Annotated in this window: 30 protein-coding genes; 14 read left to right on the top strand and 16 right to left on the bottom strand. The window is 73.1% G+C overall.

Annotated features, from left to right (window positions below):
* The first annotated feature begins 157 nt into the window (after positions 1-157).
* The 4 genes from ABFY03_RS20560 to ABFY03_RS20545 all read left to right on the top strand — a co-directional run bounded on the left by ABFY03_RS20560 (position 158) and on the right by ABFY03_RS20545 (position 3157).
* Entirely contained in the window at positions 158-577 is a 420-nt protein-coding gene (locus ABFY03_RS20560) for a helix-turn-helix transcriptional regulator (protein WP_319008911.1), read from the top strand.
* Between the two features lie 10 nt (positions 578-587).
* Positions 588-1001 carry a VOC family protein gene (locus ABFY03_RS20555; RefSeq protein WP_319008898.1) on the top strand — a complete coding sequence of 138 codons (414 nt, stop codon included), beginning with the start codon at positions 588-590 and terminating at the stop codon, positions 999-1001.
* 109 nt (positions 1002-1110) lie between these two features.
* Positions 1111-1599: a MarR family winged helix-turn-helix transcriptional regulator gene (locus tag ABFY03_RS20550; protein WP_319008897.1), complete on the top strand. Its 489-nt coding sequence runs from the start codon at positions 1111-1113 to the stop codon at positions 1597-1599.
* 133 nt (positions 1600-1732) lie between these two features.
* Positions 1733-3157: an MFS transporter gene (locus ABFY03_RS20545; protein WP_346170550.1), complete on the top strand. Its 1425-nt coding sequence runs from the start codon at positions 1733-1735 to the stop codon at positions 3155-3157.
* Positions 3158-3201: 44 nt separating this feature from the next.
* Here the strand turns inward: ABFY03_RS20545 and ABFY03_RS20540 are convergent, their stop codons facing one another.
* Positions 3202-3981 carry a TetR/AcrR family transcriptional regulator gene (locus ABFY03_RS20540; RefSeq protein WP_346170549.1) on the bottom strand — a complete coding sequence of 260 codons (780 nt, stop codon included), beginning with the start codon at positions 3979-3981 and terminating at the stop codon, positions 3202-3204.
* A gap of 114 nt (positions 3982-4095) precedes the next feature.
* On the opposite strand from ABFY03_RS20540, the gene ABFY03_RS20535 reads away from it, so the two are divergent.
* Both ABFY03_RS20535 and ABFY03_RS20530 read left to right on the top strand, forming a co-directional pair.
* Positions 4096-5037 carry an ATP-binding cassette domain-containing protein gene (locus ABFY03_RS20535; protein WP_319008894.1) on the top strand — a complete coding sequence of 314 codons (942 nt, stop codon included), beginning with the start codon at positions 4096-4098 and terminating at the stop codon, positions 5035-5037.
* Positions 5030-5800, top strand: a complete 771-nt coding sequence (locus tag ABFY03_RS20530) for an ABC transporter permease (RefSeq protein ID WP_319008893.1) — start codon at positions 5030-5032, stop codon at positions 5798-5800. The genes ABFY03_RS20535 and ABFY03_RS20530 overlap by 8 nt, the downstream gene beginning before the upstream one ends.
* Here ABFY03_RS20530 and ABFY03_RS20525 read toward each other — a convergent pair.
* Together ABFY03_RS20525 and ABFY03_RS20520 are read right to left on the bottom strand one after the other, a co-directional pair.
* Positions 5797-7041, bottom strand: a complete 1245-nt coding sequence (locus ABFY03_RS20525) for a GNAT family N-acetyltransferase (RefSeq protein ID WP_319008892.1) — start codon at positions 7039-7041, stop codon at positions 5797-5799. The genes ABFY03_RS20530 and ABFY03_RS20525 overlap by 4 nt on opposite strands.
* A gap of 66 nt (positions 7042-7107) precedes the next feature.
* Positions 7108-7716 (bottom strand): RsiG family protein, encoded by a 609-nt coding sequence (locus tag ABFY03_RS20520; protein WP_346170548.1) that lies wholly within the window; start codon positions 7714-7716, stop codon positions 7108-7110.
* Positions 7717-7844: 128 nt separating this feature from the next.
* Between ABFY03_RS20520 and dtd the strand changes: the two genes are divergently transcribed.
* Complete coding sequence (dtd, locus tag ABFY03_RS20515; RefSeq protein ID WP_319008890.1) at positions 7845-8270, top strand: D-aminoacyl-tRNA deacylase; 426 nt, start codon at positions 7845-7847, stop codon at positions 8268-8270.
* Between the two features lie 5 nt (positions 8271-8275).
* On the opposite strand, the gene ygfZ is transcribed toward dtd, so the two are convergent.
* The 6 genes from ygfZ to ABFY03_RS20485 form a co-directional block, all read right to left on the bottom strand.
* On the bottom strand, positions 8276-9241 hold the full coding sequence (gene ygfZ, locus ABFY03_RS20510; protein WP_346170547.1) for a CAF17-like 4Fe-4S cluster assembly/insertion protein YgfZ: 966 nt from the start codon (positions 9239-9241) through the stop codon (positions 8276-8278).
* A 9-nt stretch (positions 9242-9250) separates the two neighbouring features.
* Complete coding sequence (locus ABFY03_RS20505; protein ID WP_319008888.1) at positions 9251-9688, bottom strand: Fur family transcriptional regulator; 438 nt, start codon at positions 9686-9688, stop codon at positions 9251-9253.
* 40 nt (positions 9689-9728) lie between these two features.
* On the bottom strand, positions 9729-10301 hold the full coding sequence (locus tag ABFY03_RS20500) for a heme-binding beta-barrel domain-containing protein (RefSeq protein WP_030495536.1): 573 nt from the start codon (positions 10299-10301) through the stop codon (positions 9729-9731).
* Between the two features lie 253 nt (positions 10302-10554).
* A complete protein-coding gene (locus ABFY03_RS20495; RefSeq protein WP_346170546.1) occupies positions 10555-11514 on the bottom strand; it encodes a hypothetical protein in 960 nt (319 codons plus the stop codon).
* Positions 11511-12383: a hypothetical protein gene (locus ABFY03_RS20490; RefSeq protein ID WP_319008883.1), complete on the bottom strand. Its 873-nt coding sequence runs from the start codon at positions 12381-12383 to the stop codon at positions 11511-11513. Before ABFY03_RS20490 ends, ABFY03_RS20495 begins: the two co-directional genes overlap by 4 nt.
* Positions 12384-12400: 17 nt before the next feature.
* Entirely contained in the window at positions 12401-13216 is an 816-nt protein-coding gene (locus ABFY03_RS20485; RefSeq protein ID WP_346170545.1) for a hypothetical protein, read from the bottom strand.
* A 105-nt stretch (positions 13217-13321) separates the two neighbouring features.
* Between ABFY03_RS20485 and ABFY03_RS20480 the strand changes: the two genes are divergently transcribed.
* Both ABFY03_RS20480 and ABFY03_RS20475 read left to right on the top strand, forming a co-directional pair.
* The gene (locus ABFY03_RS20480) at positions 13322-13684 is read left to right on the top strand and encodes a DsrE family protein (protein WP_346170544.1); all 363 of its coding nucleotides are present in this window, start codon (positions 13322-13324) and stop codon (positions 13682-13684) included.
* A 139-nt stretch (positions 13685-13823) separates the two neighbouring features.
* The gene (locus ABFY03_RS20475; RefSeq protein WP_319008880.1) at positions 13824-14327 is read left to right on the top strand and encodes a hypothetical protein; all 504 of its coding nucleotides are present in this window, start codon (positions 13824-13826) and stop codon (positions 14325-14327) included.
* A gap of 12 nt (positions 14328-14339) precedes the next feature.
* Here the strand turns inward: ABFY03_RS20475 and ABFY03_RS20470 are convergent, their stop codons facing one another.
* The 7 genes from ABFY03_RS20470 to ABFY03_RS20440 form a co-directional block, all read right to left on the bottom strand.
* Positions 14340-14636, bottom strand: coding sequence for a DUF3099 domain-containing protein (locus ABFY03_RS20470; protein WP_319008910.1), 297 nt, complete (start codon positions 14634-14636; stop codon positions 14340-14342).
* A gap of 132 nt (positions 14637-14768) precedes the next feature.
* Positions 14769-15059, bottom strand: a complete 291-nt coding sequence (locus ABFY03_RS20465; protein WP_031009709.1) for a DUF1416 domain-containing protein — start codon at positions 15057-15059, stop codon at positions 14769-14771.
* Positions 15060-15093: 34 nt separating this feature from the next.
* Entirely contained in the window at positions 15094-15939 is an 846-nt protein-coding gene (locus ABFY03_RS20460; protein ID WP_346170543.1) for a sulfurtransferase, read from the bottom strand.
* A gap of 430 nt (positions 15940-16369) precedes the next feature.
* Entirely contained in the window at positions 16370-17056 is a 687-nt protein-coding gene (locus ABFY03_RS20455) for an LmeA family phospholipid-binding protein (RefSeq protein ID WP_319008878.1), read from the bottom strand.
* Between the two features lie 125 nt (positions 17057-17181).
* Entirely contained in the window at positions 17182-18411 is a 1230-nt protein-coding gene (locus ABFY03_RS20450) for a hypothetical protein (protein ID WP_386723668.1), read from the bottom strand.
* The gene (locus tag ABFY03_RS20445; protein WP_319008876.1) at positions 18347-18601 is read right to left on the bottom strand and encodes a MoaD/ThiS family protein; all 255 of its coding nucleotides are present in this window, start codon (positions 18599-18601) and stop codon (positions 18347-18349) included. The genes ABFY03_RS20450 and ABFY03_RS20445 overlap by 65 nt, the downstream gene beginning before the upstream one ends.
* A gap of 45 nt (positions 18602-18646) precedes the next feature.
* Positions 18647-19453, bottom strand: a complete 807-nt coding sequence (locus ABFY03_RS20440; protein WP_319008875.1) for an alpha/beta hydrolase — start codon at positions 19451-19453, stop codon at positions 18647-18649.
* Positions 19454-19683: 230 nt separating this feature from the next.
* Between ABFY03_RS20440 and ABFY03_RS20435 the strand changes: the two genes are divergently transcribed.
* The 5 genes from ABFY03_RS20435 (at position 19684) to ABFY03_RS20415 (ending at position 24944) form a co-directional block, all read left to right on the top strand.
* Positions 19684-20499, top strand: coding sequence for a response regulator transcription factor (locus tag ABFY03_RS20435; protein ID WP_319008874.1), 816 nt, complete (start codon positions 19684-19686; stop codon positions 20497-20499).
* 72 nt (positions 20500-20571) lie between these two features.
* A complete protein-coding gene (locus tag ABFY03_RS20430; RefSeq protein ID WP_319008873.1) occupies positions 20572-21594 on the top strand; it encodes a LacI family DNA-binding transcriptional regulator in 1023 nt (340 codons plus the stop codon).
* A 109-nt stretch (positions 21595-21703) separates the two neighbouring features.
* Positions 21704-22789 (top strand): S1C family serine protease, encoded by a 1086-nt coding sequence (locus ABFY03_RS20425; protein WP_346170541.1) that lies wholly within the window; start codon positions 21704-21706, stop codon positions 22787-22789.
* Between the two features lie 20 nt (positions 22790-22809).
* The gene (locus tag ABFY03_RS20420) at positions 22810-23544 is read left to right on the top strand and encodes a response regulator transcription factor (protein ID WP_319008871.1); all 735 of its coding nucleotides are present in this window, start codon (positions 22810-22812) and stop codon (positions 23542-23544) included.
* Positions 23541-24944 (top strand): sensor histidine kinase, encoded by a 1404-nt coding sequence (locus ABFY03_RS20415; protein WP_319008870.1) that lies wholly within the window; start codon positions 23541-23543, stop codon positions 24942-24944. The genes ABFY03_RS20420 and ABFY03_RS20415 overlap by 4 nt, the downstream gene beginning before the upstream one ends.
* Position 24945: the final 1 nt, after the last annotated feature.

The raw sequence follows: 24945 nt of genomic DNA, 5'->3' as shown, positions 1-24945 counted from the left end.
CGTCCATGCACGGCTCGTACGGACACGACAACAAGAGCGCCAAATCGGCGACAGTTAACGTGCCAATCCCGATCGACCTTCGCTGCTCCGCCCCTCGGGCAGACGACAACTACTGAGACGAGTCACACGCCGGTACGGTGAGGGCGTGACCACCCGCATACCGCTCGACGACCTCCGACGCCTGCGCAGGGCGCGGGACCAGATGGACCGGGACTACGCGCTGCCGCTCGACGTGACGGCGCTGGCGCAGACGGCGCTGATGTCGACCGGGCACTTCGCGCGGAGCTTCCGGAGCGCCTTCGGGGAGACCCCGTACAGCTATCTCATGACGCGGCGGATCGAGCGCGCCAAGGCGCTGCTGCGGCGCGGCGACCTGTCGGTGACCGACGTCTGCATGGAGGTGGGGTGTACGTCGCTGGGCTCGTTCAGCTCGCGCTTCACCCAGTTGGTGGGCGAGACGCCGAGCGCCTACCGGGCCCGGGAGCACGGCGCCGACGCGGCGCTGCCCGCCTGCGTCTCCAAGGTGGTCTCGCGACCGGTCAGGAACGGAGAAGCGCGGGCCGGCGACGCTCCCTAGCGTGGAGCCCATGGACATCAACCTCTCCCAGACCTTCATCACCGTCGACGACCACGAGAAGGCGCTCGGCTTCTACCGCGACGCGCTCGGCCTGGAGGTCCGCAAGGACGTCGGCTACCAGGGCATGCGCTGGGTGACCGTGGGCTCGCCCGCGCAGCCCGACGTGTCGGTGGTGCTCGAATCGCCGCTCGCCGACCCCGGCGCCTCCGAGACCGACCGCCAGGCGGTCGTCGACCTCATGCGCAAGGGGCTGCTGCGGGCGGCGATCTTCGGCACGGACGACGTCGACGCGGCCTTCGAGCGGATCAACGCCTCGGGCGCCGAGGTGCTCCGCGAGCCGGTGGACCAGCCGTACGGCGTCCGCGAGTGCGCGTTCCTCGACCCGGCGGGCAACCAGATCGTCTTCCAGCAGCCGCTCTCCTGACACCCGTGGGCGGGCCCCCTTCGCGCCCCGCGCGGAGGGGGCCCGCCGCCCCAAGGTCGTCCGGTTCTCGATAATCCGTGACGGATCGATCCTCGCTATCCTGGCGGGCATGACCGCCATGAGCCCCCGCCGCAGCGAGCCCGACCTCTCCTACCTCCTCGACCACACCAGCCACGTCCTGCGCACCCGCATGGCGGCGGAGCTGGCGGAGATCGGACTGACCGCCCGGATGCACTGCGTCCTCGTCCACGCCCTGGAGGAGGAGCGGACCCAGGCGCAGCTGGCCGAGATCGGCGACATGGACAAGACGACGATGGTCGTCACCGTGGACGCCTTGGAGAAGGCCGGGCTGGCCGAGCGGCAGCCGTCCAGCACGGACCGGCGGGCGCGGATCATCGCCGTCACCGAGGCGGGCGCCCGGGTCGCCGAGGAGAGCCGCCGGATCGTGGACGGCGTCCACGCGGACGCCCTCGGCTCGCTCCCGGAGGAGGAGCGGGAGGTGCTCGTCCGCGCGCTGGGACGGCTGGCCGACGGGCACCTGAAGGCGCCGGTCGAGGGCGCGGGGACGACCACCCGCAGGGCCCGCCAGAAGGGCTGAGCCCGCCGGAGACGCGGCCCCGGCCACCGAACCCCGGAGCAGACTCCCGACATCAAGTTCCGTAAAAAATAGTCTGCAACAAAACCATCTGCTAGCGTCTCTCCTGTCGCCACCACGGACAGGAGAGATCCTCATGCGTGCCCCATCCCGCCCCCTCGCGCTCACCGTGCTCGCCAGCGCCATGCTCATGACCGTCCTCGACGGCAGCATCGTCACCGTCGCCATGCCCGCGATGCAGGCCGACCTCGGCTTCACCCCGGCGGGGCTGAGCTGGGTCGTCAACGCCTACCTGATCGCCTTCGGCTCCTTCCTCCTGCTCGCCGGCCGCCTCGGCGACCTGGTCGGGCGCAAGCGGATGTTCCTCGCCGGCACCGCCGTCTTCACCGCCGCCTCCGTGCTGGCCGCCGTCGCGGCCTCCCCCGGCGTCCTGATCGCCGCCCGCTTCCTCCAGGGCGCCGGCAGCGCGATGTCCTCCGCCGTCAGCCTCGGCATCCTCGTCACGCTCTTCACCGAACCGCGCGAACGGGCCCGCGCCATCGCCGTGTTCAGCTTCACCGGCGCCGCCGGCGCCTCCCTCGGACAGGTCCTCGGCGGGCTCCTCACCGACGCCCTCTCCTGGAACTGGATCTTCTTCATCAACCTGCCCATCGGCGCCGCCGCGATCGCCCTCGCCGCCCGCGCCCTCCCCGCCGACCGGGGCCTCGGCCTCCGCGCCGGGGCCGACGCCCTCGGCGCGCTCCTGGTCACCGCGGGCCTGATGACCGGCATCTACGCGGTGGTGCGGATCGAGGAATACGGCGCCGGCTCCGCCCACACCCTCGGCCTCGGCGCCCTCGCCCTCGCCCTGCTGACCGGCTTCCTGCTCCGCCAGCGCCGGGCCGCGACCCCGCTGATGCCGCTGCGGATGCTCCGCAACCGCTCGGTCGCCGGCGCCAACCTGGTCCAGCTGCTCATGGTCGCCCCGCTGTTCGCCTTCCAGGTGCTGACCGCCCTCTACCTCCAGCAGGTCCAGGGGTACGGCGCCACCGCCACCGGCCTCGCCATGCTGCCCGCCGCCCTGGTCATCGGCGCCGTCTCGCTCGGCGCCGCGGCCCGGCTCATCACCCGCTTCGGCGAGCGCGCGGTCCTGCTCACCGGCATCACCCTGCTGATCGGCGTACTGGGCCTGCTCACCCGGCTCCCCGTGCACGCCTCGTACGTCACCGACCTGCTCCCGGTGATGCTGCTCGCCGCCGGCTTCGGCCTGGCCCTGCCGGCCCTCACCGCGCTCGGCATGTCGGGCGCCGACGAGGCCGACGCCGGCCTGGCCTCCGGGCTCTTCAACACCACCCAGCAGATCGGCATGGCGCTCGGCGTCGCCGTCCTCACCACCCTGGCCGCCGCCCGCACCGAGACCCTCGACGCCGCGGGACGGACCGCGGCCGAGGCCCTGACCAGCGGCTACCGGCTCGCCTTCGGCGTCGGTACGGGACTGCTGATCACCGCCCTCGCGGTCGCCGCGACCCTGCTCCGCCCCCGCGCCGGTGCCCCGAAGCCCGAGGTCGTCATCGCCGCCTGACCCTCCCCCGCCCGCACCCGCCCGCATCCCCCTCGTGGCACCCCTCAGGCGTCGCGGCCCTCCACCAGGGCCGCGACGCCGTCCAGGATCCGGGCGAGACCGAAGCGGAACTCGTCGTCGGGCCCGTCCGCCTGGTCCAGGACCCCCGACTCGATCACCCGCGCCACCTGCGGGAACACCGCCGGGTCGACCAGCCGGCGCAGGGTCCGGCTGTACTGGCCCATCGCCTCCTCCGGCGCGGCGCCGGACGCCTCCACCGCCTCGGCCAGCTCCGCCATCATCAGCGCGTCGCTCTTCACGAAGCCGGCCACGAGCAGCGTCACCGAGATCCTGCTGCCCTCGTCGAGGCCCGTGCCGTCCAGCGCCACCAGCGCCTTCTCCCACCAGGCCACCGCGTGCGGCGTCGCGGGCGGGCCGGAGACCGGAACCCGCAGCAGCCACAGGTTCCGCAGATAGACCTCGCGCATCGCCCAGGCCCAGCGCTCCAGCCCCTCCCGCCAGGGGACCTCCGGGCCGAACAGCTCCGGCGGCGCGCCCGTCGCGGCCTCCTGCATCAGCACGTACAGCTCCTGCTTGGCGGAGACGTACCGGTAGAGGGACATCGTGGAGACGCCCAGCTCCTTGGCGACCCGCCCCATCGAGACGGCGGCGAGTCCCTCCGCCGAGGCGAGCTCCACCGCCGCGGCGACGATCCGGTCCTGGCTCAGCCCCGGCTTCGGCCCCTTGGTGGGGCGCTCGCGCAGCCCCCAGGCGGCCTCGACGGACGGCGGCAGAAACGTCCCGCCGTGCTCCACCGCCACCGTCCGGCCCTTGTCGCCCGCCATCCGCGCCGCCTCCTGAGCTCGCTCGCTTGACGCCCATCCTAGTAATGCGTAACCCTTACACAGTAACGCGTATGGCATACGCAGTACGCCGCGAGCGCGGCAGAAGGGGACACCATGCCTCCCGCCATCGAGACCACCGGCCTGACCAAGACCCACGGCACCGTCCGCGTCCTCGACGCCCTCGACCTCCGCGTCGAGGCCGGCACCGTCTTCGCCCTCCTCGGGCCCAACGGCGCCGGCAAGACCACCACCGTCCGGCTCCTCGCCACCCTGACCACCCCCGACGGCGGGCACGCGCGCGTGGCGGGCCACGACGTCGTCACCGAACGCCGCGCCGTCCGCCGCGCCATCAGCCTCACCGGCCAGTACGCCGCCGTCGACGAGACCCTCACCGGCGCCGAGAACCTCCGCCTCACCGCCCGGCTCTCCGGCCTCTCCCGCCGGGCCGCCGCCCGCCGCGCCGACGAACTCCTCGAACGCTTCCGGCTCACCGACGCCCGCGACCGGCAGGCGAAGACGTACTCCGGAGGCATGCGCCGCCGCCTCGACCTCGCCGCCGGACTCGTCCGCGACCCCGGCACCATCCGGGTCGTCTTCCTCGACGAACCCACCACCGGCCTCGACCCGCGCAGCCGCAACGACCTCTGGGACGCCGTCCGCGAGCTGTCCGCCCACGGCACCACCGTCTTCCTCACCACCCAGTACCTGGAGGAGGCCGACCGGCTCGCCCACCGCGTCGCCGTCCTCGGCGGCGGCCGCACCCTCGCCGAGGGCACCCCCGAAGAACTGAAGAACCGTTACGCGGGCCACCGCCTCGACCTCGTCGCCCGCGACCACGACGCGTACCTCCGGCTCGCCCCGCACGCCACCGCCGCCACCCCGGAGAGCCTCACCCTCGGCGTCCCCACCGACGGCAGCGCCGACCACGTCCGCGCCCTGCTCGACGCACTCGACCCGCACCGCACCGACATCGAGCGCTTCACCCTGCACGGCGCGACCCTCGACGACGTCTTCCTCCACCTCACCGGCAGCACGAAGGAGCCGAGCCATGTCTGACCCGACCGCCGGACCGCTCGCCACCACCACCGCCCTCGTCGGGCGGGGCGTCCTGCTCAGCCGGCGCAACCTCGACGCCGTCATCACCTCGCTGATGCTGCCGGTGATGCTGATGCTGGTCTTCGTCTACTTCTTCGGCGGAGCCATCGACACCGGCCACGACCAGTACGTCACCTACGTCGTCCCCGGCGTCCTCGTCCTGTGCGCCGGCTTCGGCGCCGCCGGCACCGCCGTCTCCGTCAGCGACGACATGCGGCGCGGCACCATCGACCGGCTGCGCACCCTCGACGTCGGCGCCGTCCCCTTCCTCGCCGGACACGTCGTCGCGACCGTCGCCCGCAACCTGCTGGCCACCGGACTCGTCCTCGGCGTCGCCGCCCTCATCGGCTTCCGCCCCGCCGCCACCCCCGCCGACTGGCTCGCCGCGAGCGCGCTGCTGCTCGCCTACCTCACCGCCGTCTCCTGGCTCTCCGCCGCGGCCGGCCTGCTCACCCGCACCCCCGAAGCGGCCGGCGCCGTCACCTTCTTCGCGATGTTCCTGCCCTACCCGAGCAGCGCCTTCGTCCCCATCGACACCATGCCGGGCTGGCTGCACGGCTTCGCCGAACACCAGCCCGTCACCCCGCTCATCGAGTCCATGCGCGGCCTGCTCCTCGACCAGCCGGTCGGCGACGCGCCCTGGACCGCCCTCGCCTGGTGCGGCGGCCTGCTGCTCCTGGCCGTCACCGCCTCCGGCGCCCTCTTCCGGTGGCGCACCCGCTAGAAGATGTCCGGGGAGAACGGCCGCAGCGGCGTACGGAACAGCAGGTCGGCCCGGGCCGCCGCGCCCGGCACCGCCTCCTCGACCAGCCCCAGCAGGGCCAGCCGCACGGCCGACTCGTCACCGAGGACCAGCCGGGCCAGCTCGGCCACGTCGAGGACGAGATCGGCCGAGGCGGTGGTCCGGGTGCAGCGCGCCCCCTTCGGGGAGGCGTCGAGGAGATACCGCCCGGCCGCGAACCCGGCCGCGTCCCGCACGTCCAGGACCAGACCGTCCGCCACCGGGTACGTCCGCTCCTCCAGGACCCGCGCCACGTCGAGGACCCGCAGCCACAGCATGTCCGCGTGGCACACCGTCCGGGCGGCCCGCGGGTCCGGCAGCAGCAGCGGCAGCGGGTCGTCCGGCGGGCGGTGGCCCGACCGCACGGTCGCCACCCAGTCCACCGAGCAGACGAACCGCCACAGCGCGTGCTCGGCCGCCGGCGTCGCCGCGACCAGGTCCCGCACGGTCAGCGTGTTCTCCGGCTGCTTGGCGTCGCCCCACTTGTCGTCGCAGCGGTACGACACGTACCCCTCGGGCTCCCCCGAGGCCGCGCGGTAGACCGCGTAGTACGGCTCCGTCCACGGCTCCAGCTGGTGGCCCCCACCGGTGCCGACGTCCCAGTTGCGCTCCGTGCGGTCGGTGACGCCGGCCCGGACGGCCGCCAGCCGTCGGTGCAGCTCGGGCCCGATCCGGCGGATCTCCGCCCCGTCGCTCAGATCGATCCGGCCGCCGTCCTCCGGGCGTCCGGTGCGCCGCGGGTCCAGCCCCGCCCGGCGCAGGTCCACGCTCCACTCGGTGGTCCAGCTCGCCGGACCGAAGCCGTACCTGCCGTAGATCGGATACTCGGCGGCGATCAGCGTGGCGACCGCGTCCCCCCGCTCCCGGGCGGCGTCGAGGTCCCTCGCCATCAGCCGGCTCAGCAGCCCGCGCCGCCGGTGCGTCGGCGCCACCGTCACCTGCGTGACGGCGTCCGCCGTGAGACCGCCGCCGCCGACCGTGCTCAGCCGCTGCCGGAAGGAACGGAAGGTGGCGACGACCCGGCCGTCCTCCAGGGCGGCGAGGGTCCGGTCGAGATCGACATGGGCCAGCCGGTCGGCCACCAGCGCGTCGGACACGACGGGCTCGTTCAGGAACCCCGTCCGCAACGCCCGCAACCAGTCGGGGAACTCGGACTCCGTCACCGTGCGCAGTTCGACAGCCATCCCCCGACCCTACGCACGCCCCGCCGCCGGCCGCGCGCGAATTACGGGGCGCCCGGGCCGGGGCCGTCAGGCCAGCAGGTCGTCGACCTGGGCCTCTCCCTCGCGGTAGCGGCGGGCGATCTCGGCGCCGCAGTCGTCGGCGGTCCGCTGGAGCGCCTGCCGGCGCTGCGAGATCTGCTGCTCGTAGCCGGCGAGCCGCCCCATCGCGGTGTGCAGCTCCTCGTCCGTCCGGGCCGTCAGGTCCGACAGCTCGACCTCCGACAGCATCTCGGCCGCGAGGCGCCGGTACTCCTCCCCGCGCGGCGTGGAAAGCGTCACGTGCCGGGCCGAACTGCGCTGCCGGGACGGCACGTCCGCCAGGATCTCGGAGAGCCGGTCGAGAACCGGCGCCTCCGGGTCGGTCCGGCGCGCCAGCTCGGCCCGCAGGATGTCGATCCGGCCCTGGAGCATCCGCCGCACATAGCTGAGATCGGCCTCGTCGCTCTGCGCGTCCCGGCGCAGCGCCCGCAGCTCGGACAGGCGCAGCCCGCCCAGTTCGTGCCCCGAACGGCCGGACGGCGGCTCGGCGGTCCGCTGCACGGGCGGCCGCGCGACCGGCCCGCCGGGCACCGCGCCGGCGGAGCGGATCAGCGGTACGGGGCCGGACGGCGTCGGCCCGGTGCTGGATGCACTCATGAGAATCGTCCCCTCGACCGGTGCGGAGCCGCACCGCCTCCTGGCATGGTGCCACTCCCGCACGCGCGCGTGCAGGCGCTCTGCACCCGTTCGGCCCCCAGAAATCCCCGATCGGTAGGTTGGGGCGCATGCGAGCTGTGGTGCAGAGGGTGGACGGCGCGAAGGTCGTCGTCGCAGGGGAGACGGTCGGCGAGATCACCGGCGAGGGGCTGTGCGTCCTGGTGGGGGTCACCCACGACGACACCCCCGAGGAGGCCGCCCGATTGGCGAGAAAGCTCTGGTCCGTCCGGGTGCTGGAGGACGAGAAGTCCTGCTCGGACGTGGACGCGCCGCTCCTGGTGATCTCCCAGTTCACGCTCTACGGCGACGCCCGCAAGGGCCGCCGCCCCACCTGGAACGCCGCCGCCCCCGGCCCCGTCGCCGAACCCCTCGTCGACGAGGTGGTCGCGCAGCTGCGGAAGCTCGGGGCGCACGTGGAGACGGGCCGCTTCGGGGCCGACATGCGGGTCAGCCTCACGAACCACGGCCCGTTCACGGTCCTGCTGGAGGTGTGAGCCGGCTACGGCTCGACGACGGTCTCCTGCGCGGCGGCCGTCGTCCCCGCCACCAGCGGCGCGTCCACCGGCACGTTCCGCTTCACCAGCGCCAGGGCGATCGGCCCCAGCTCGTGGTGGCGCACGGCCGTGGTCACGAAGCCGAGCTGGCGCCCGTCGGGGCCGTCGGCGGCGAGCCGCAGCGGCGTACCGTGCGCCGGCAGGGTCACCTCGCTGCCGTCCAGGTGGAGGAAGACCAGCCGGCGCGGCGGCTTCCCCAGGTTCTGCACCCGGGCGACCGTCTCCTGGCCCCGGTAGCAGCCCTTCTGCAGGTGCACGGCCGTGCCGATGAGCCCGACCTCGTGCGGGATGGTCCGGTGGTCGGTCTCGAAGCCGAGCCGCGGCCGGTGCCCCTCCACGCGCAGCGCCTCGTACGCGAGGATGCCGGCGGCCGGCGCGTGCGCGGCGGCGAACGACTCCAGCTCGGAGCGGGGCAGGAAGAGGTCCCGCCCGTGCGCGGTCTCCCGTGCGACGACGCCCTCGGGCGTCTCCGCGGTGGACCCGGCCGGCAGGTGGACGACGGCGAACTCGTCCGTCCGGTCGGCGACCTCGACCCGGTAGAAGAACTTCATCGACTCCAGGTACGCGATCAGCGCGTCCTGGGTGCCGGGCTCCACGTGCGCCCAGACCGTCTCGCCGTCGTCGACGAGGGACAGGGCGTGCTCGATGTGCCCGTTCGCGGAGAGGATCAGCGCCTCGGTGGCCCGTCCGGCCGGCAGCTCGCTGACGTGCTGGGTGAGCAGCAGGTGCAGCCAGCTCAGCCGGTCGTCGCCGCTGACGGTGACGACACCGCGGTGCGAGAGGTCGACGAAGCCCGCCCCGTCGGCGAGGGCGCGCTGCTCGCGGAACAGATCGCCGTAGTGGGCGGCGACGCCTTCGTCGCGGCCTTCGGCCGGTACGGCGCCCGGCAGGGACAGCAGGGAGCTCTTCATGGGAAAAGCCTACGACTCCCCGGCGGCGGCCTTCCGCGAGCATCCGGCGCACAACCCGAAGATCGCGAAGTGCTTCATGTCGGTCTCGAAGCCGAAGGTCTCCCGGAGCTTCCCGGTGAACTCGGCGGCGACCTCGACGTCCGCCTCGATGACCTCCGAGCAGTCCCGGCACACCAGGTGCAGATGGTGGTGCCGGTCCGCGAGGTGATAGGTCGGGGCGCCGTGGCCCAGATGCGCGTGACTGACGAGCCCGAGCTCCTCCAGGAGCTCCAGGGTCCGGTACACGGTGGAGATGTTCACCCCGGAGGCGGTCTTCCGCACCTCGACGAGGATGTCGTCGGGCGTGGCGTGCTCCAGCACGTCCACCGCCTCCAGCACAAGCTGCCGCTGCGGCGTCAGCCGGTAACCACGCCGCCGCAGGTCGCTCTTCCAGTCGGTGCTCACCACGCCCCCCAGTGTAGGAGGGCGCGGCGCGTCACCGGCGGTCCTACTTGAAGAAAGCGATGCCGTCGTCCGGCATGTCCGGGAGGTTGCGGGCCATCTCGGCGACCTCTTCCGGGGTGACGACCTTCTTCAGGTGGGCCGACATGTAGGGGCGGAGGGGGACCTCGGGGGTCGCCTTCTCGCCGACCCACATGAGGTCGCTCTTCACGTAGCCGTAGAGCCGCTTGCCGCCGGTGTAGGGGCCGGAGGCGGCGGTGCGGGCCACGGCGTCGGTCGCCAGGTCGATCTGCGGCTTCTGGTCGGCGAGCTCGCCGTACCAGACCTCGACGACGCCGTCGTCGCGGACCATCACGACCTCGACCTTGCGGTCCTTGTCGATCCGCCAGAAGCCGCTCTCGCTCTCCAGCGGGCGGACCTTGTTGCCGTCCTGGTCGAGGACCCAGGAGTGCGAGTGGTACTCCAGGAAGTCCCGGCCGTCGTGGCTGAAGGTCACGGACTGGCCGAAGTTGCACTTCTCGGCGCCCGGGAAGTCGGAGACGCCGGCGCCCTCCCAGGTTCCGAGGAGGAACGCGAGCGGGACGAGGTCCGGGTTGAGGTCGGACGGGATCTGGATCATGAGCGACTCAGACGATCTGTGAAGGGGGATCGGTGAACGAGGACGGACCGTGCGGTCAGCGCTGGCCCTGGTACAGCTTCTTCACGGCCAGACCGGTGAAGGCGAGCACGCCGACGGCGACCAGGACCAGCAGGGTCTCGAAGAAAACGATCACAGGGTGCTCCTCGGCTGAGCGGTGAAGGCGGAACGGGCCGGACCCCAGCTTAGTGGGCGGGGGCCCGGCCGACGCGGTGAGGTGGGTCTCTGCGGGCCGTCAGCCGAGCAGCTGCGCCTGGAGCGCGACCGTCTGCTCGAACGGCACGGCGAGCGTGCCGCCCTTCCGGGTCTGTGTGACCACGCCGAAGGTGTCACCGGCCTGGACGAAGGTCCACCGGGTCTGCGCGGGGCCGTACGGCTCCTTCTCCTTGTACGAGTAGAAGGACACGTCCGGCACGTCGATGCCCTGGTGGAAGGTGTCCATCTCCGACGCCTCCACCCCGACGGGCAGCCGCTCGCCGCGGAAGACGTCGCTGATGAGCTCGTCCTTGTACGCCTCCGAGAACGCCACCGACGAGAACCGCAGCAGGTGGATCCGGGTCGTCGAACCGTCCGGCATGGTCCAGCCGCGCGCGGCGACGTGCCGGAGCGCCGAGTCGGTGAGGAACGCCTTCAGCTCGGGCCGGTCCTCCGGCTTCAGCTCGGCCAGGTAGGCGTCGAGCCCGGCCCAGCCGCCGTCGAGCTTCGGGTCGACCGTCGCGCCGGCCGGCGCGGGCAGCAGCAGCTTCCGCAGGTCGGCGTGGTGGATCTCGGCCTCGTTGCCGTCGCTGAACGGGCGTGGGGCGCCGTCGGGCAGCGCGGGCAGCGCGAGCTCCGGGTACTCCCAGCGGCCGTCGGACTCGGTCGCGAGAGCCGGCACCTCGGTCCTCTCCATGGCGGTGATCCCCATGGCCGCGCCGGTCCCGACGCCTCCGCAGACGAGCAGCGCGGCGGTCCACCGGGCGATGCCCCAGAGCAGCGGACGCCGGGACTTCTTCGGGACCGGGACCGGGGCCGGGGCGGCCTCGACGGGCGCGGCCTCGACGCTCGCGGCCTCGACGCTTGCGGTGAGCGCGGCCTCGGTCGGCGCGGCCTCGGTGAGGGCCGGCTCCGTGGGCACGACCCCCGTGGGCGCGGCCTCCGTGGTGTCGGGTGCCGTCGGCTCGGGGCGGGTCTCGGTCTGTGTCTGCTCGGTCATACGTACTCCCCCGGGGATGCGATGTGGTCCAGCTGCTGCGCCATCAGCTTCGCCACGCGCGCCTTGTCGAACGGCTTGGTGCCCACCGCCGTCATCGTGACGGAGACCTCGGAGTCGTACCCGAGGCAGATCATCTCCTCCAGCTCCTGCTCCCGCTCCTTCTTGTCGAGCGAGTCGTCCGCCGGGGCCATGTAGCAGACGGCGTTCTTGTGGCCCGTCACCTTCGGCCCCTTCGGGAACTCCAGGAACTCGAAGACGTCCTTGCGGATCCGGTAGCTGCTCTTGATCTGCTTCTTGTCCTTCACCCGCGAGACCTCGAACTCGACGTTCACGTCGTGCGCCGGGTCGGTGAACGAGCGGACGCCGATGCCCTGGATGCCGAGCTTGTCGACCTCCTTCTCGAAGGCGCGGCGCTTCTTCCCGGACAGGCCCTTGCCGTACTGCTTCATCAGCGCCACGGCCTCGGCCGCGCCGAGCTCGCCGTCGTTCCCGTACAGCTCGACGTCGGGGCCGAAGACGTACCCCTCCGGCAGCGGGAGCAGCAGCCGGCTCAGCTCGGTGTCCGTCCGGCCGCGGGACGGTCCGGCGGCCGGGTCCTTGGCCTGCGCGTCCTTCGCGGGGTCCGCCCACAGCCGGGTCGGCGCCGTGCGGTCGGCGGAGTCGATCGTGAGGGCGGTGTACGTGACGCCGCCGCCGATCAGTCCGAGGACGACCACGGTGGGCAGGACGACGCGCAGCAGCACGCGCCCGACGCCCCGCTTGCGGGCCTTCGGGGCAGGCGCCCCGGCCTCCGCCACCGTAGCCTGGGCGTCCTGCGCCGCGTCCTGCGTCTCGTCCTGCGCCACGTCCTGGGTCACGGGTTCGGTCATGTCGTTCCGGTCCTCACTCACAGGCGCGCCAGCTGTCGCTCGGCCAGCGAACGGATGTCCTTCTCGGCGATCTTCTTCGTGTCGGACATGAAGATCTCCACCGCGATGTCGCCCCGGTGGAAGTAGGCGCGCGCCTCGTAGAGGTCGAGGTAGCCGGCCTCCCGCTCGACGGGGAAGACGTAGTAGCGGCCGTTGGTCGACCCCTTGAGCTCCTCGCCCTCGCTCCCGGCGTACTCCTCGTCGGGCATGTAGCTCTGCTGGTCCTCGATGTGGTCCTGCGCGCCGAGGCCCGCGCCGGCGCGGTACTGGATGAGCCGGACCTCGACGTGGCGGTGCTCGCCGGTCTTCCAGGACCGGGCGGCGATCCGCCGCTGCTCCAGCTCCAGCTGGTAGCTGAAGGCCTTGGCGGGCTTGGTGAAGACGGAGGCGAACACGTCCGGCGACATCCAGCCGTCGTCGTCCCCGGCGAACTCGTCGTCCTTCGCCCCGGCGGGCTTCGGCACGAGCAGCTTCCGCAGGTCGCCCTGGGCCTTGGCCTGGCGGTCCTCCGAGGCGGGCAGCGGCGTCGCCTTCTGCCCCTTCGGGAGCGGCTTCGGGTACGCGAGCGCCGGCTGGTTCAGGGGCGGGAGCGGAGTCGGCTCGCGCTCGGCCTGGATCCCGTAGCCGACGGCGGTGCCGCCGACGAGGCCGATGACGGCGGCGACGGCGATCAGCGCGATCGTCCGGCCGACCCGGCGGCGGCGCGGAGCCGACCGGATGGGCGGTTCGGCGCCGGGGTCCGGCGCGGGCACCGGGGCGTTCTGAGCGGTTTCGGCCGCTTCCGTGGCTTCCAAGACAGTCCCCCCACGAGACTAGAAGGGCGGATTCCGTTATCCGCGCATCCACCTGACCCGTGAGGGGTGCATGAAGTTGCAGCGCCTCGCATTACAGTTCGGTATATGGCGAAGAAGCTCGTGATCAAGGTGACCGCCGGGGCCGACGCCCCCGAACGCTGCTCCCAGGCCTTCACCGTGGCGGCCGTCGCCGTCGCGAGCGGCGTCGAGGTGTCGCTCTGGCTGACCGGTGAGTCGTCGTGGTTCGCCCTCCCGGGCAGGGCCGCCGAGTTCGAACTGCCGCACGCGGCGCCGCTGCCGGACCTGATCGACTCGATCCTGGCGGCCGGCCGCATCACCCTGTGCACCCAGTGCGCGGCCCGCCGCGAGATCACCGAGAAGGACGTCCTGGACGGCGTCCGCATCGCCGGCGCCCAGGTCTTCGTCCAGGAGGCCCTGGCCGACGACACGCAGGCGCTCGTCTACTGATTCCGGCGTGATTCCCGCGTGATTCCCGCCTGATTCCCGGGTGGTCGGTCCCCTCTCGCTCTCCCGTTGCGTCTCCCCTGGACTCCTCCGGGCGGATCCCGGACCATGGCCCCCACGGGCGAGGCTGGGGGAGGCCACGGTGGAGCGGAACGGCACAGGACGGCCCGACGACGAGCGCCCGTGGGACCGCGCCCGGGCCGGCGGCGGTCCCCCGAAGCCGCCCGCCCCGCCCCCGTACCCGCCGGGCGGCGGGCCGATGCCCCAGCCGGTGCGCAGTCTGCGCACGCTGCTGATGGTGCTGGCCGGTGTGCAGGCCCTGCTCGGCCTCTGGGTGCTCACCCACAGCGTCGAGATCGCGGCCCGGCTCTGGGAGGACGAGGCGCCGGAACTCCGTTCGGGCACGGTCGAGTTCCTCGGCGTCCTGGTCCTCGCGGTGGCCGGCTGGGGGATCGGTACGGCGCTCAGGTTCCCCACCCGCCTGCCGGGCGTGCGCGTCTCGGCCGTCGCCTACGGCTGGGTGTCGCTGCCGTTCGCGTATCTGCTCTTCGGCACCATGCCGATCCTCGGGGTGGTCTGGCTGGGCCTGGCGATCCTGGCCCTGGTCCGGCCCAACCAGCCGGAGTCCCGCGCCTGGTTCGGCTGACGCCCCGCGCCGCTACTCCCGGCGCTTCCTGCCGTCGAGTTCGTCCCACCACTCGTCCGACTGCGGGTCGCCGGACGGGTCGTCCCACCACCGGTCCTCGGGGCCGCGCCGGTTCGCCACCATCGCGGCGATCGGCGGGATGACCATGGCGACGACGCACATGCCGATGGCGACGGGCATGGAGAACAGCCGCACGACGGCCCAGGCGCCCACGAAAAGCACCAGGCAGGCACCCATCATCCAGAAGTAGACGCGCCGACGCCGTGCGTACACACCTTCAGCGTACGACCGGGCGGGGCCGGCGGACAGACGGCGCCGGAGGCCGCCGCGGCGCCCCGGAAGAACACAGACCGGAGGGCCGTGCCTCAAGTCCTGGAATAGGCGTCCAACCCCCCAGGAGGCACGGCCCTCCGGCCGTTCAGGTGCCGCTCGGGCAGCCGCTCAGACGGCGATGGCGACGTCCGTCAGGCTGCCGGTCTCCGTGACGACGACCTTGCGGTCGGCCTGGGCGCCGGGGACGAGCGCGCGGAGGGTCCACTCGCCGGTGGCCGCGTAGAAGCGGAACTGGCCGGTGGCGGAGGTGGGGACCTCGGCCGTGAACTCGCCGGAGGAGTCCAGGAGGCGGACGTAACCGGTGACGGGCTCGCCGTCCTTGGTCACCTGGCCCTGGATGGCCGTCTCACCGGGCTTGAGCGTGCTGACGTCGGGGCCGCCGATCGGAGCTCCACACATGTTCTTGTCCTGTCCTGTCGCGAAGGGGAGGCTTTTACTTGTCGGCGCCGAGCTCGATCGGCACGCCCACGAGGGAGCCGTACTCGGTCCACGAGCCGTCGTAGTTCTTGACGTTCGGGACCTCGAGGAGCTCGTGCAGGACGAACCAGGTCAGCGCGGAGCGCTCGCCGATGCGGCAGTAGGCGACGGTGTCCTTCGCCAGGTCGACCTGCTCGGCCTCGTAGAGGGCCTTGAGCTCGTCGTCGGACTTGAAGGTGCCGTCGTCGTTGGCGTTCTTCGACCACGGGATGTTGCGGGCGGTCGGGACGTGGCCCGGGCGCTGCGACTGCTCCTGCGGGAGGTGGGCCGGGGCGAGCAGCTTGCCGGAGAACTCGTCGGGCGAGCGGACGTCGACCAGGTTCTGGGTGCCGATCGCGGCCACGACGTCGTCGCGGAAGGCGCGGATGGAGACGTCCTGGGCCTGGGCCTTGTACTGGGTGGCCGGACGGTTCGGGACCTCGGAGCCGTCGACCAGGTCGCGGGAGTCGAGCTCCCACTTCTTGCGGCCGCCGTCGAGGAGCTTGACGTCCTGGTGGCCGTAGAGCTTGAAGTACCAGTAGGCGTACGAGGCGAACCAGTTGTTGTTGCCGCCGTAGAGGACGACCGTGGTGTCGTTGCCGATGCCCTTGGCCGAGAGGAGCTTCTCGAAGCCCTCCTGGTCGATGAAGTCACGGCGGACCGGGTCCTGCAGGTCCTTCGTCCAGTCGATCCGGATCGCGTTGCGGATGTGGTTCTTGTCGTAGGCGGCGGTGTCCTCGTCGACCTCGACGATCGCGACGGCCGGGTTGTCGAGGTTGGCCTCGACCCAGTCGGCGTCGACCAGTACGTCGCTGCGAGCCATGCTGTTTCTCCTCCGGGGCAGTGTGCGGCGGTGTGGTGCGGGGTGGTGCTGCATGTGCGGGTACGCGTCGGGGCGAGGCGCCCGACGGCGTCGTGCTGCGCGGTGCGGCCCCGACCCCGGGGGTCGGTGGGCCGTGCGGAATACGGGCGCGGAGCGCGTCCCGCTCAGATGGAGCGACAGAGCATGGCGGCGATGCGGCACAGGTCTACTGCCCGCCGCTTCGTGAGTTCCGCCTGTCGCTTCATGCCGTCGATCGTAGGGACGGACAGGCGACCGTGTCACCGGTGTGTCGCATGATGAGACGCGATCATCCGGATGATGAGATCGAGTAAGGGTCGGAGGGGCGCGCGGAGCCCCCGCGGCGCGCCGTCCGAGCCGCTGTTTCTGCGGATCGGACGGGGTCGTCTCAGTATGTGAAAGTGGGGCCGATTCAGCCCGCGATGGCGACGTCCTGGCCGGTCACCGTGACGGCCAGGCCCTCCGGGCGCGGCTCGACCTTGGAGACCCGCATGCCGGCGACGCGGCCGAGCGGGCGCTCGAAGTCGGTGCGCTCGCGGATCATGTCCTCCAGGAGGGGGATGCCCTCGCCGGGCACCTCGTCGGCGCGGACCTTGATGGTGTCGCCGCCGACCAGGGTGACCGAGGAGACGACCGTACGGGTCACCTTGCGGCCCAGGACCTCGACGCTGCCCGTCACCTTCACCTTGCCGGGGCCGCCGTACTCCATGGCGGTCGCGCGCTCCGAGGCGGCGACCAGGTCCGCGTACGAGATGAGCGCCGTCCCGGTCGCCGAGCCGGCCCGGGCACCGGCCCAGTCGCCGGTCACCACCACGTCCCGCAGGTCGACGACGAGCTCGCCGATCCGGACGGGCTTGCCGCCGGCCTGGGTGTGGACGCCCCTGGCGACCACCTCGACCTCGCCGAAGCGCTTGTCGGCGGCCTGGGTGAGGAAGGGGAAGCCCTTGATGTCCACCTCGACGGACTCGGTGCGGCCGCCGGCGAGCGAGGCGCGTCCGGCGACCTCCGACTCGGCCCAGGCGGCGGCCAGCCGGTCCCCGCCGACCAGGATCCCGCCCAGCACGACGGCCACGACCAGCAGGATCCGCAGTGCTCGCATGGCTGACTTTCCCCCATTGCCGAAGATGTGTGCCGGCCCCCCGACACGAAAGATCGACGTGTCGGGGGGCCGGGTGGTTCCCGGGACCCCGGGCGGGTGCGGCCGGACCGGGATCCGGCGGCCGCTCAGACCAGGGCGCGGCCGAGAAGGTACACGGCGGGCGCGGCCGCCGTCAGCGGCAGGGCCACGCCGGCCGTCATGTGCACGAAGCGGGACGGGTAGTCGTAGCTGGCGGTCCGCAGGCCGACGAGGGCGCAGACGCCGGTGGCGAGGCCGAGCAGCGCCCCGGCGGCGCCCATGCCGGTCAGGGCGCCGGCGGCGATGCCCGCGCCGGCGGCGGCGAGCAGGGAGACGACGAGCGAGACGGGGCCGGGCAGCGGCAGCGCGCGGGCGAGGACGGTCGCGGCGACGGCGGCCGAGCCGGCCACCACCGCGTCCGGCTCGGCGCCGAGGTGGCCGGCGGCGAGGACGGTGAGCGCCGCCGAGGCGACGGTGGCCATGAGGCCGTACATCCGCTCGTCGGGGTCGGCGTGGCTGCGGAGCTGGAGGACCAGGCTGAGCAGGACCCAGACGCCGAGGGTGCCGAGGATCGCGGGGGCCGCGTGCTCGCGGCCGGCGGCGAGCAGGGCGGCGTCGGCGACGAGCCCGCCGAGGAAGGCGAGCGCGATGCCCTGCCGGGCGGGCCACATGCCGTTGAGCCGGAACCAGCCGGCGGCGGTGAGCCCCTGGAGCGCGACCAGCGGCAGCAGCAGCCCGTAGGGGCCGAGCGCGGCGCCGCCGGCGAGCAGCAGGCCGAGGACGGCCGTCAGGGCGGCCGGCCGCATCCCGGGCTCGATGATCGGCGACCGGCCCTCGGCACGCGCGCGCTGGGCGTCGGTGATCCGGGTGTTCCCGGAGGTGGTCGGCGAGGAGTACGCGGGGCCGTCGGGGGCCTCCACGGGCGCGGGGGCGGGGGCGGGCGCGGGCACCGGAGCGGCGGCGTACGGCTGGGGCTCGGCGTACGGCTCGGGCTGCGGCTGCGGCTGCGGCTGCGCGTACGACTCCGGGGCGTACGGCTGCTGGGCGTACCCCTGCTGGGGGTACGCCTCCTGCGGGTACGCGTACGGCTGCGGGGCCTGCGCCTGCTGCGCCGCGGCGGCCGGGTACCCGTACGCGTCCTCCGCGCGGACCGCCGGCTGGTACGTGGTGTCCCAGGTCTGGCCCTCCCAGGTCTGGGTGACCGAGGGGTCGTACGCGTTCGGGTCGTACGGCTGCCCGCCGTACTGCTGGTCGTTGCTCATGCTGTGGGGTTCACCCTCCTGCGAACGGGGGGAGCACCTCGACCGTGCCGCCCTCGGCAAGCCGTACCGTCTCATGGGCGCGGGTGCCGACCGGGTCGCCGTCGACGAGGTACGAGCACCGCTGGAGGACCCGGACCAGCTCGCCCGGGTGGTTCGCGCGGGCCGCGTCCAGGGCCTCGGCGAGGGTCTCGGCGGTGTACGGCTCCTCGGCGACCCCGGCGGCGGCCTTGGCCGCGGCCCAGTAGCGGATGGTTCCCGCTGCCATAGCGGCGCTCCCTTCGTTCGTGTGCGCGCCGCTCCCCATGATGGGCTATCGGCGGACGAGCCAGGCGCCGAGCCGGTCGAGCAGCTCCTCGCCGGCGGCGTTCTCCGCGTGGCCCATGCCGGGTTCCAGCCACAGCTCCGCGTCCCCGGCGGCGGCCAGGGTCCGCGGGTGGTCGAGGGGGAAGTAGGCGTCGCGGTCGCCGTGGACGATCAGCAGCGGGGTCGGCGCGATCCGCGCGGCCGCCTCCACCGGCGGGAGGGGGACGGGGTCCCAGGCGCGGTGGTCGATGCGGGTGCGGAGCCCGTACCGCCCGACGAGCCGGCCCGCCGGGCGGGTGACCACCCAGTGGAGGCGGCGCATCGGGGCCGTCCCCCGGTAGTACCAGCGGGCGGGGGCGGAGACGGCGGCGACCGCGTCGGGCGCGGCGTCGGTGCCGCGGTCCAGGGCGGCCTGGCGCAGGACGACGGAGCCGCCCATGGAGAAGCCGACGGTCGCCACGCGCGCGTGGCCCTGCGCGCGGGCCCAGCGGACGGCGGCGGCGAGGTCCAGGACCTCGCGGTCGCCGAGGGTGGAGAGGCCGCCGGAGCCGCCGTGGCCGCGGAAGGAGAAGGTGACGACGGCCGCCGCGTGCCGGCCGAGGACCCCGGCGGCGCGCCGGACGGCGGGCCGGTCGAGGGAACCGGTGAAGCCGTGCGCGACGACGACGGCCGTGTCGGCGACACTGGCCGGGAAGGGCTCGTGAAACGCCTCGATACGGACGCCGTCTTCCGTCCGCAGCATGGCGCGGCGAGGTCCGGAAGTGAGCGAGAAGACATCCATCATGTGAAATCGGCCCTCTGCCTCGGAACTCATGTGGGCTATTCTCCTAGGCAGAGGATCCGGGCGACGTCGCCACCGGGTCCTTTTGCGTTTTCCGGCCGTTGTTACGGACGGATGAACAAAAGCTCTCGGGGCGCGGGAGCAGCACGTGAGACCGCAGTACCGCAGACGTCCTCGCAGGGACCGAGGAGGAACCGAGTCATGGACGAGCGTACGAAGCACGACCGACCTACGACGAGCATCCGGACAGGTGGGGTGTCGCGATGAGTTCTCTGCTGCTCCTGACCAACGCCCTCCAGCCGTCGACCGAAGTGCTTCCGGCGCTCGGTCTGCTGCTGCACAACGTGCGGGTGGCCCCCGCCGAGGGCCCCGCGCTGGTGGACACCCCGGGCGCGGACGTGATCCTCGTCGACGGGCGGCGGGACCTGCCGCAGGTCCGCTCGCTCTGCCAGCTGCTGCGCTCCACCGGCCCCGGCTGTCCGCTGGTCCTGGTGGTCACGGAGGGCGGTCTGGCGGCCGTCACCGCGGACTGGGGCATCGACGACGTCCTGCTCGACACCGCGGGTCCGGCCGAGGTCGAGGCGCGGCTGCGGCTGGCCCTGGGCCGGCAGCAGATCGTCGCGGACGACTCCCCTATGGAGATCCGCAACGGCGACCTGTCGGTGGACGAGGCCACGTACAGCGCCAAGCTGAAGGGCCGGGTGCTGGACCTGACCTTCAAGGAGTTCGAGCTCCTGAAGTACCTCGCGCAGCACCCGGGGCGGGTCTTCACCCGGGCGCAGCTGCTCCAGGAGGTGTGGGGGTACGACTACTTCGGCGGCACCCGGACGGTCGACGTCCACGTGCGGCGGCTGCGCGCGAAGCTCGGCCCGGAGCACGAGTCGCTGATCGGCACCGTCCGCAATGTGGGATACCGCTTCGTCACCCCGGAGAAGGTGGAGCGGGCCGCCGAGGAGGCGCGGGCCAAGGAGGCCGGCGAATCCGGCGGGACGAAGGGGGCGGAAGCGGGGCAGGACGCCCGGGAGAAGGCCCGTACGGGCGCCGGAGTCAAGGACGCCACGGCCGACACCACCCGTTAGGGGGGCGTTGACGTGGCGTATGCCACAGGGCGACCTGCCGGTAGGTAGGTCACCCCGCGTAGACTTCCGCGCGTGGCCAAGGTGACGCGGGATGACGTAGCGCGACTGGCGGGTACTTCGACCGCGGTCGTGAGTTACGTCATCAACAACGGACCCCGGCCGGTCGCCCCGGCCACGCGCGAGCGTGTCCTCGCCGCCATCAAGGAGCTGGGCTACCGACCCGACCGGGTGGCCCAGGCCATGGCGTCCCGCCGCACGGATCTCATAGGCATGATCGTCCCGGACGCGCGCCAGCCCTTCTTCGCGGAGATGGCGCACGCGGTGGAGCAGGCCGCCGCCGAGCGCGGGAAGATGGTCCTCGTCGGCAACTCCGACTACCGGACCGAGCGCGAGATCCACTATCTGCGGGCCTTCCTCGGCATGCGGGTCTCCGGGCTGATCCTGGTCAGCCAGGGCATGAGCGAACAGGCCGCGAGCGAGATCGAGGCCTGGGACGCGCGCGTGGTGCTGCTGCACGAGCGGCCCGAGGCGATCGACGACGTGGCCGTCGTGACCGACGACATCGGCGGCGCCCAGCTCGCCACCCGGCACCTCCTGGAGCACGGCCACCCGTACGTGGCCTGCCTGGGCGGCGTCCCCAACACCCCCGCCGTCGGCGACCCGGTCGCTGACCACGTCGAGGGCTGGCGGCGCGCCATGCAGGAGGCCGGCCGCTCGGTCGAGGGCCGGCTCTTCGAGGCCCCGTACAACCGGTACGACGCCTACCAGGTGGCACTGAAGCTGCTGGCGGGCCCGGACCGGCCGCCGGCGATCTTCTGCTCCACCGACGACCAGGCGTTCGGCGTGCTGCGGGCCGCCCGCGAGCTGCGCATAGACGTGCCGACCGAGCTGGCGGTGGCGGGCTTCGACGACGTGAAGGAGGCCGCGCTCACCGATCCGCCGCTGACCACCGTCTACTCGGACCGGCCGGCGATGGCCCGGGCCGCCGTGGACCTGGTCCTCGACGACTCGGTCCGCGTCTCGGGCTCCCGCCGCGAGCGCGTGAAGCAGTTCCCGTCGGCCCTGGTGGTCCGCCGGTCCTGCGGCTGCCACTGACGGAGTCCCCGCCGACGCCACGGGTCTTTATTTCGGGCATACAGGGTTCTGTCGGGCTTCTCAGCCGGTCCTCAGACCGTTCTCATCTGCCGGGCCGAGAGTCTGAGCCATGACGGACCACCAGCAGCCCCAGCAGCCGTACTACCCGCCGCGCCCGCCGTTCGAGCCGACGCGGCCGATCACCACCGAGCCGGGCACCACCGTGTGGCCGTCCGGATCAGGCGGCGGGTACACCCCTCCCCCGGCCGAGCCGCCGTACGTGACGGCCGGCCCGGCACCCGCCGCCGCCCCCGTCTCCCGCCGGCGCGCCAAGCGCGGGGTCGGCCTGATGGCGGCCGTGGCCATCGCCGCCGCGGCGATCGGCGGCGGCACCGCGACCCTCGTCCAGCAGCTGACCTCGGACGCGCCCGTCACCGCCGCGGCCTCCGCCCCGGTGACCGGCACCAACGTCTCCGCGAGCAGCACCGGCACGGTCGCCGGGGTCGCCGAGGCCGTCTCCCCCTCGATCGTGGAGATCTCCGCGACCTCCGCCTCCGGCGCCTCCACCGGCTCCGGCGTGATCATCACCGCCGACGGCGAGATCGTCACCAACAACCACGTGATCTCCGGCGCCTCCGAGATCACCGTGCGGACCAGCGACGGCAAGACCTACCGGGCCGAGGTCGTCGGCAAGGACCCCGACAAGGACCTCGCCCTCATCAAGCTGAAGGACGCCTCCGGCCTGAAGGCCGCCACCCTCGGCGACTCGTCCCGGGTGAAGGTCGGCGACGAGGTCGTCGCCATCGGCTCCCCCGAGGGCCTCACCGGCACCGTCACCAGCGGCATCGTCTCCGCGCTCGACCGGGACGTCACGGTCGCGAAGGACGACGAGGGCACCGGCTCCCCGGACACGCAGCGGCAGTGGGACCCGCGGCAGGGCTGGCCGTTCGAGTTCGGCGGACAGGAGTTCAACGGCGACACCGGCAGCTCGAAGACCACCTACAAAGCGATCCAGACCGACGCCTCGCTCAACCCGGGGAATTCCGGCGGCGCGCTGATCAATATGAACGGCGAGATCATCGGGATCAATTCGGCCATGTACTCGCCCAGTTCTTCGAGCGGTTCCACGGCCGGCAGTGTGGGGCTCGGATTCGCCATCCCGGTGAACACCCTCAAGGCCGACCTCGACGCCCTCCGGTCGGGCGGTCCGAGCTGAACGCATGGGACGCTGACCCCATGAGCAGCGGGCAGCCGAACGCAACCGAACGCATCCTCATCGTCGACGACGAACCCGCCGTGCGGGAGGCCCTGCGGCGCTCCCTCGCCTTCGAGGGGTACGCGACCCGGGAGGCCGTCGACGGGGTCGACGCGCTCGCCGCCATGGAGGCGTACGCCCCCGACCTCGTCGTCCTCGACGTGCAGATGCCCCGCATGGACGGGCTCACGGCGGCCCGCCGGATCCGGGCCGCCGGCTCGACCGTGCCCATCCTCATGCTGACCGCCCGCGACACCGTCGGCGACCGGGTCACCGGCCTCGACGCGGGCGCCGACGACTACCTGGTGAAGCCCTTCGAGCTCGACGAGCTCTTCGCCCGCATCCGCGCCCTGCTGCGCCGCAGCTCGTACGCCGTCCCGTCGGCCTCCGCCGCCGAACCGTCCGACGTGCTCGCCTTCGAGGACCTGCGGATGGACCTGGCGACCCGCGAGGTCACCCGCGCCGGGCGGCCCGTGGAACTGACCCGCACCGAGTTCACGCTCCTGGAGATGTTCCTGGCGCACCCCCGCCAGGTCCTCACCCGCGAGCAGATCCTCAAGGCCGTGTGGGGCTTCGACTTCGAGCCGAGCTCGAACTCGCTGGACGTGTACGTGATGTACCTGCGGCGCAAGACGGAGGCGGGCGGCGAGCCGCGCCTCGTCCACACCGTGCGCGGGGTCGGCTACGTGCTGCGCGGCGGAGGCGGGACCGAATGACGCGGCCCCGCACCCCCCTGGCCTGGTTCCGGTCCCGGCCGCTGCGCTCCCGCCTCGCGCTGCTGACCGCCTTCGCGGTGGCCGTCGCGGTCGCCGCCGTCTCCGCGGCCTGCTGGTTCGTGACCCGGGCGCAGCTGGAGAGCGAGATGGACGCGGCGCTGCGCAACACCCGGCTCGACCCGCTGGCGGTGCAGAACCTGATCCGGCTGTGCCAGGCGGACCAGGAACCGCCGCCGGCCGCCGGCTTCACCGTCCAGATCATCGACGCGGCCGGCGGCGTCTGCACCTCCGGCGAGGCGGCGATCCCGGCCGGGGAGGGCGACCTGGCGGTGGCCCGGGGCACGCTCGCGTACCTCCTGCACACGGCGAAGGACGCCGACGGGCGCGAGATGCGCGTCTACACCTACCCGCAGCCGAGGCAGCCCGGCCTCGCGGTCTCCGTCGCCCGCCCGCTCGCCGAGATCGACAACTCCCTCTCCACCCTGGGCTGGGTGCTGCTCGTCGTCTCCGGCATCGGGGTGGTCGGCGCGGGCGCGGCCGGCCTGTGGGTGGCCAGGACCGGCCTCGAGCCGGTGCACCGGCTGACCGGGGCGGTGGAGCACGTGGCCGCGACGGAGGACCTGACGGTACGGATCCCCGCCGAGGGCGAGGACGAGATCGCCCGCCTGTCGCGCGCCTTCAACCAGATGACGGCGGCGCTCGCGACCTCGCGGGACCGGCAGGCGCGGCTGATCGCGGACGCGGGGCACGAGCTGCGCACCCCGCTGACCTCGCTGCGCACCAACATCGAGCTGCTGGCCCGCAGCGAGGAGACCGGCCGGGCGATCCCGGCGGAGGACCGGCGGGCGCTGATGGCCTCGGTGAAGGCGCAGATGACGGAGCTGGCGGCGCTGATCGGCGACCTCCAGGAGCTGGCCCGGCCGGACGCGGTGCGGCCCGGTCCGCTGGAGGTCGTCGCGCTCCACACGGTGCTGCGCTCGGCGCTCGACCGGGCGCGGCTGCGCGGCCCGGAGCTGAGCTTCGCCACCGACCTGGCGCCCTGGTACGTCCGGGCCGAACCGGCCGCCCTGGAGCGCGCCCTGGTCAACGTCCTGGACAACGCGGTGAAGTTCTCGCCGCCGCGCGGCACGGTCGAGGTGACGCTGATGCGGGGCGAGCTGACGGTCCGCGACCACGGCCCGGGCATCGCCCCGGACGAACTCCCGCACGTCTTCGACCGCTTCTGGCGCTCGCCGTCGGCGCGCAGCCTGCCCGGCTCGGGCCTGGGCCTGTCGATCGTGGCCCGCACGATGAAGCAGACGGGCGGCTCGGTGAGCCTCTCCCCGGCGGAGGGCGGCGGCACGGTGGTGACCCTCCGCCTCCCGGGCGCGCCGACGCCGCCGCCGGAGGTCACGGCGTGAC

This window comes from Streptomyces roseofulvus, from assembly GCF_039534915.1.
GTDB classification, from domain to species: Bacteria; Actinomycetota; Actinomycetes; order Streptomycetales; family Streptomycetaceae; genus Streptomyces; species Streptomyces roseofulvus.
The sequence above is the reverse complement of the archived record's forward strand: the minus strand, read 5'-3'. Positions and strand labels throughout refer to the sequence as shown.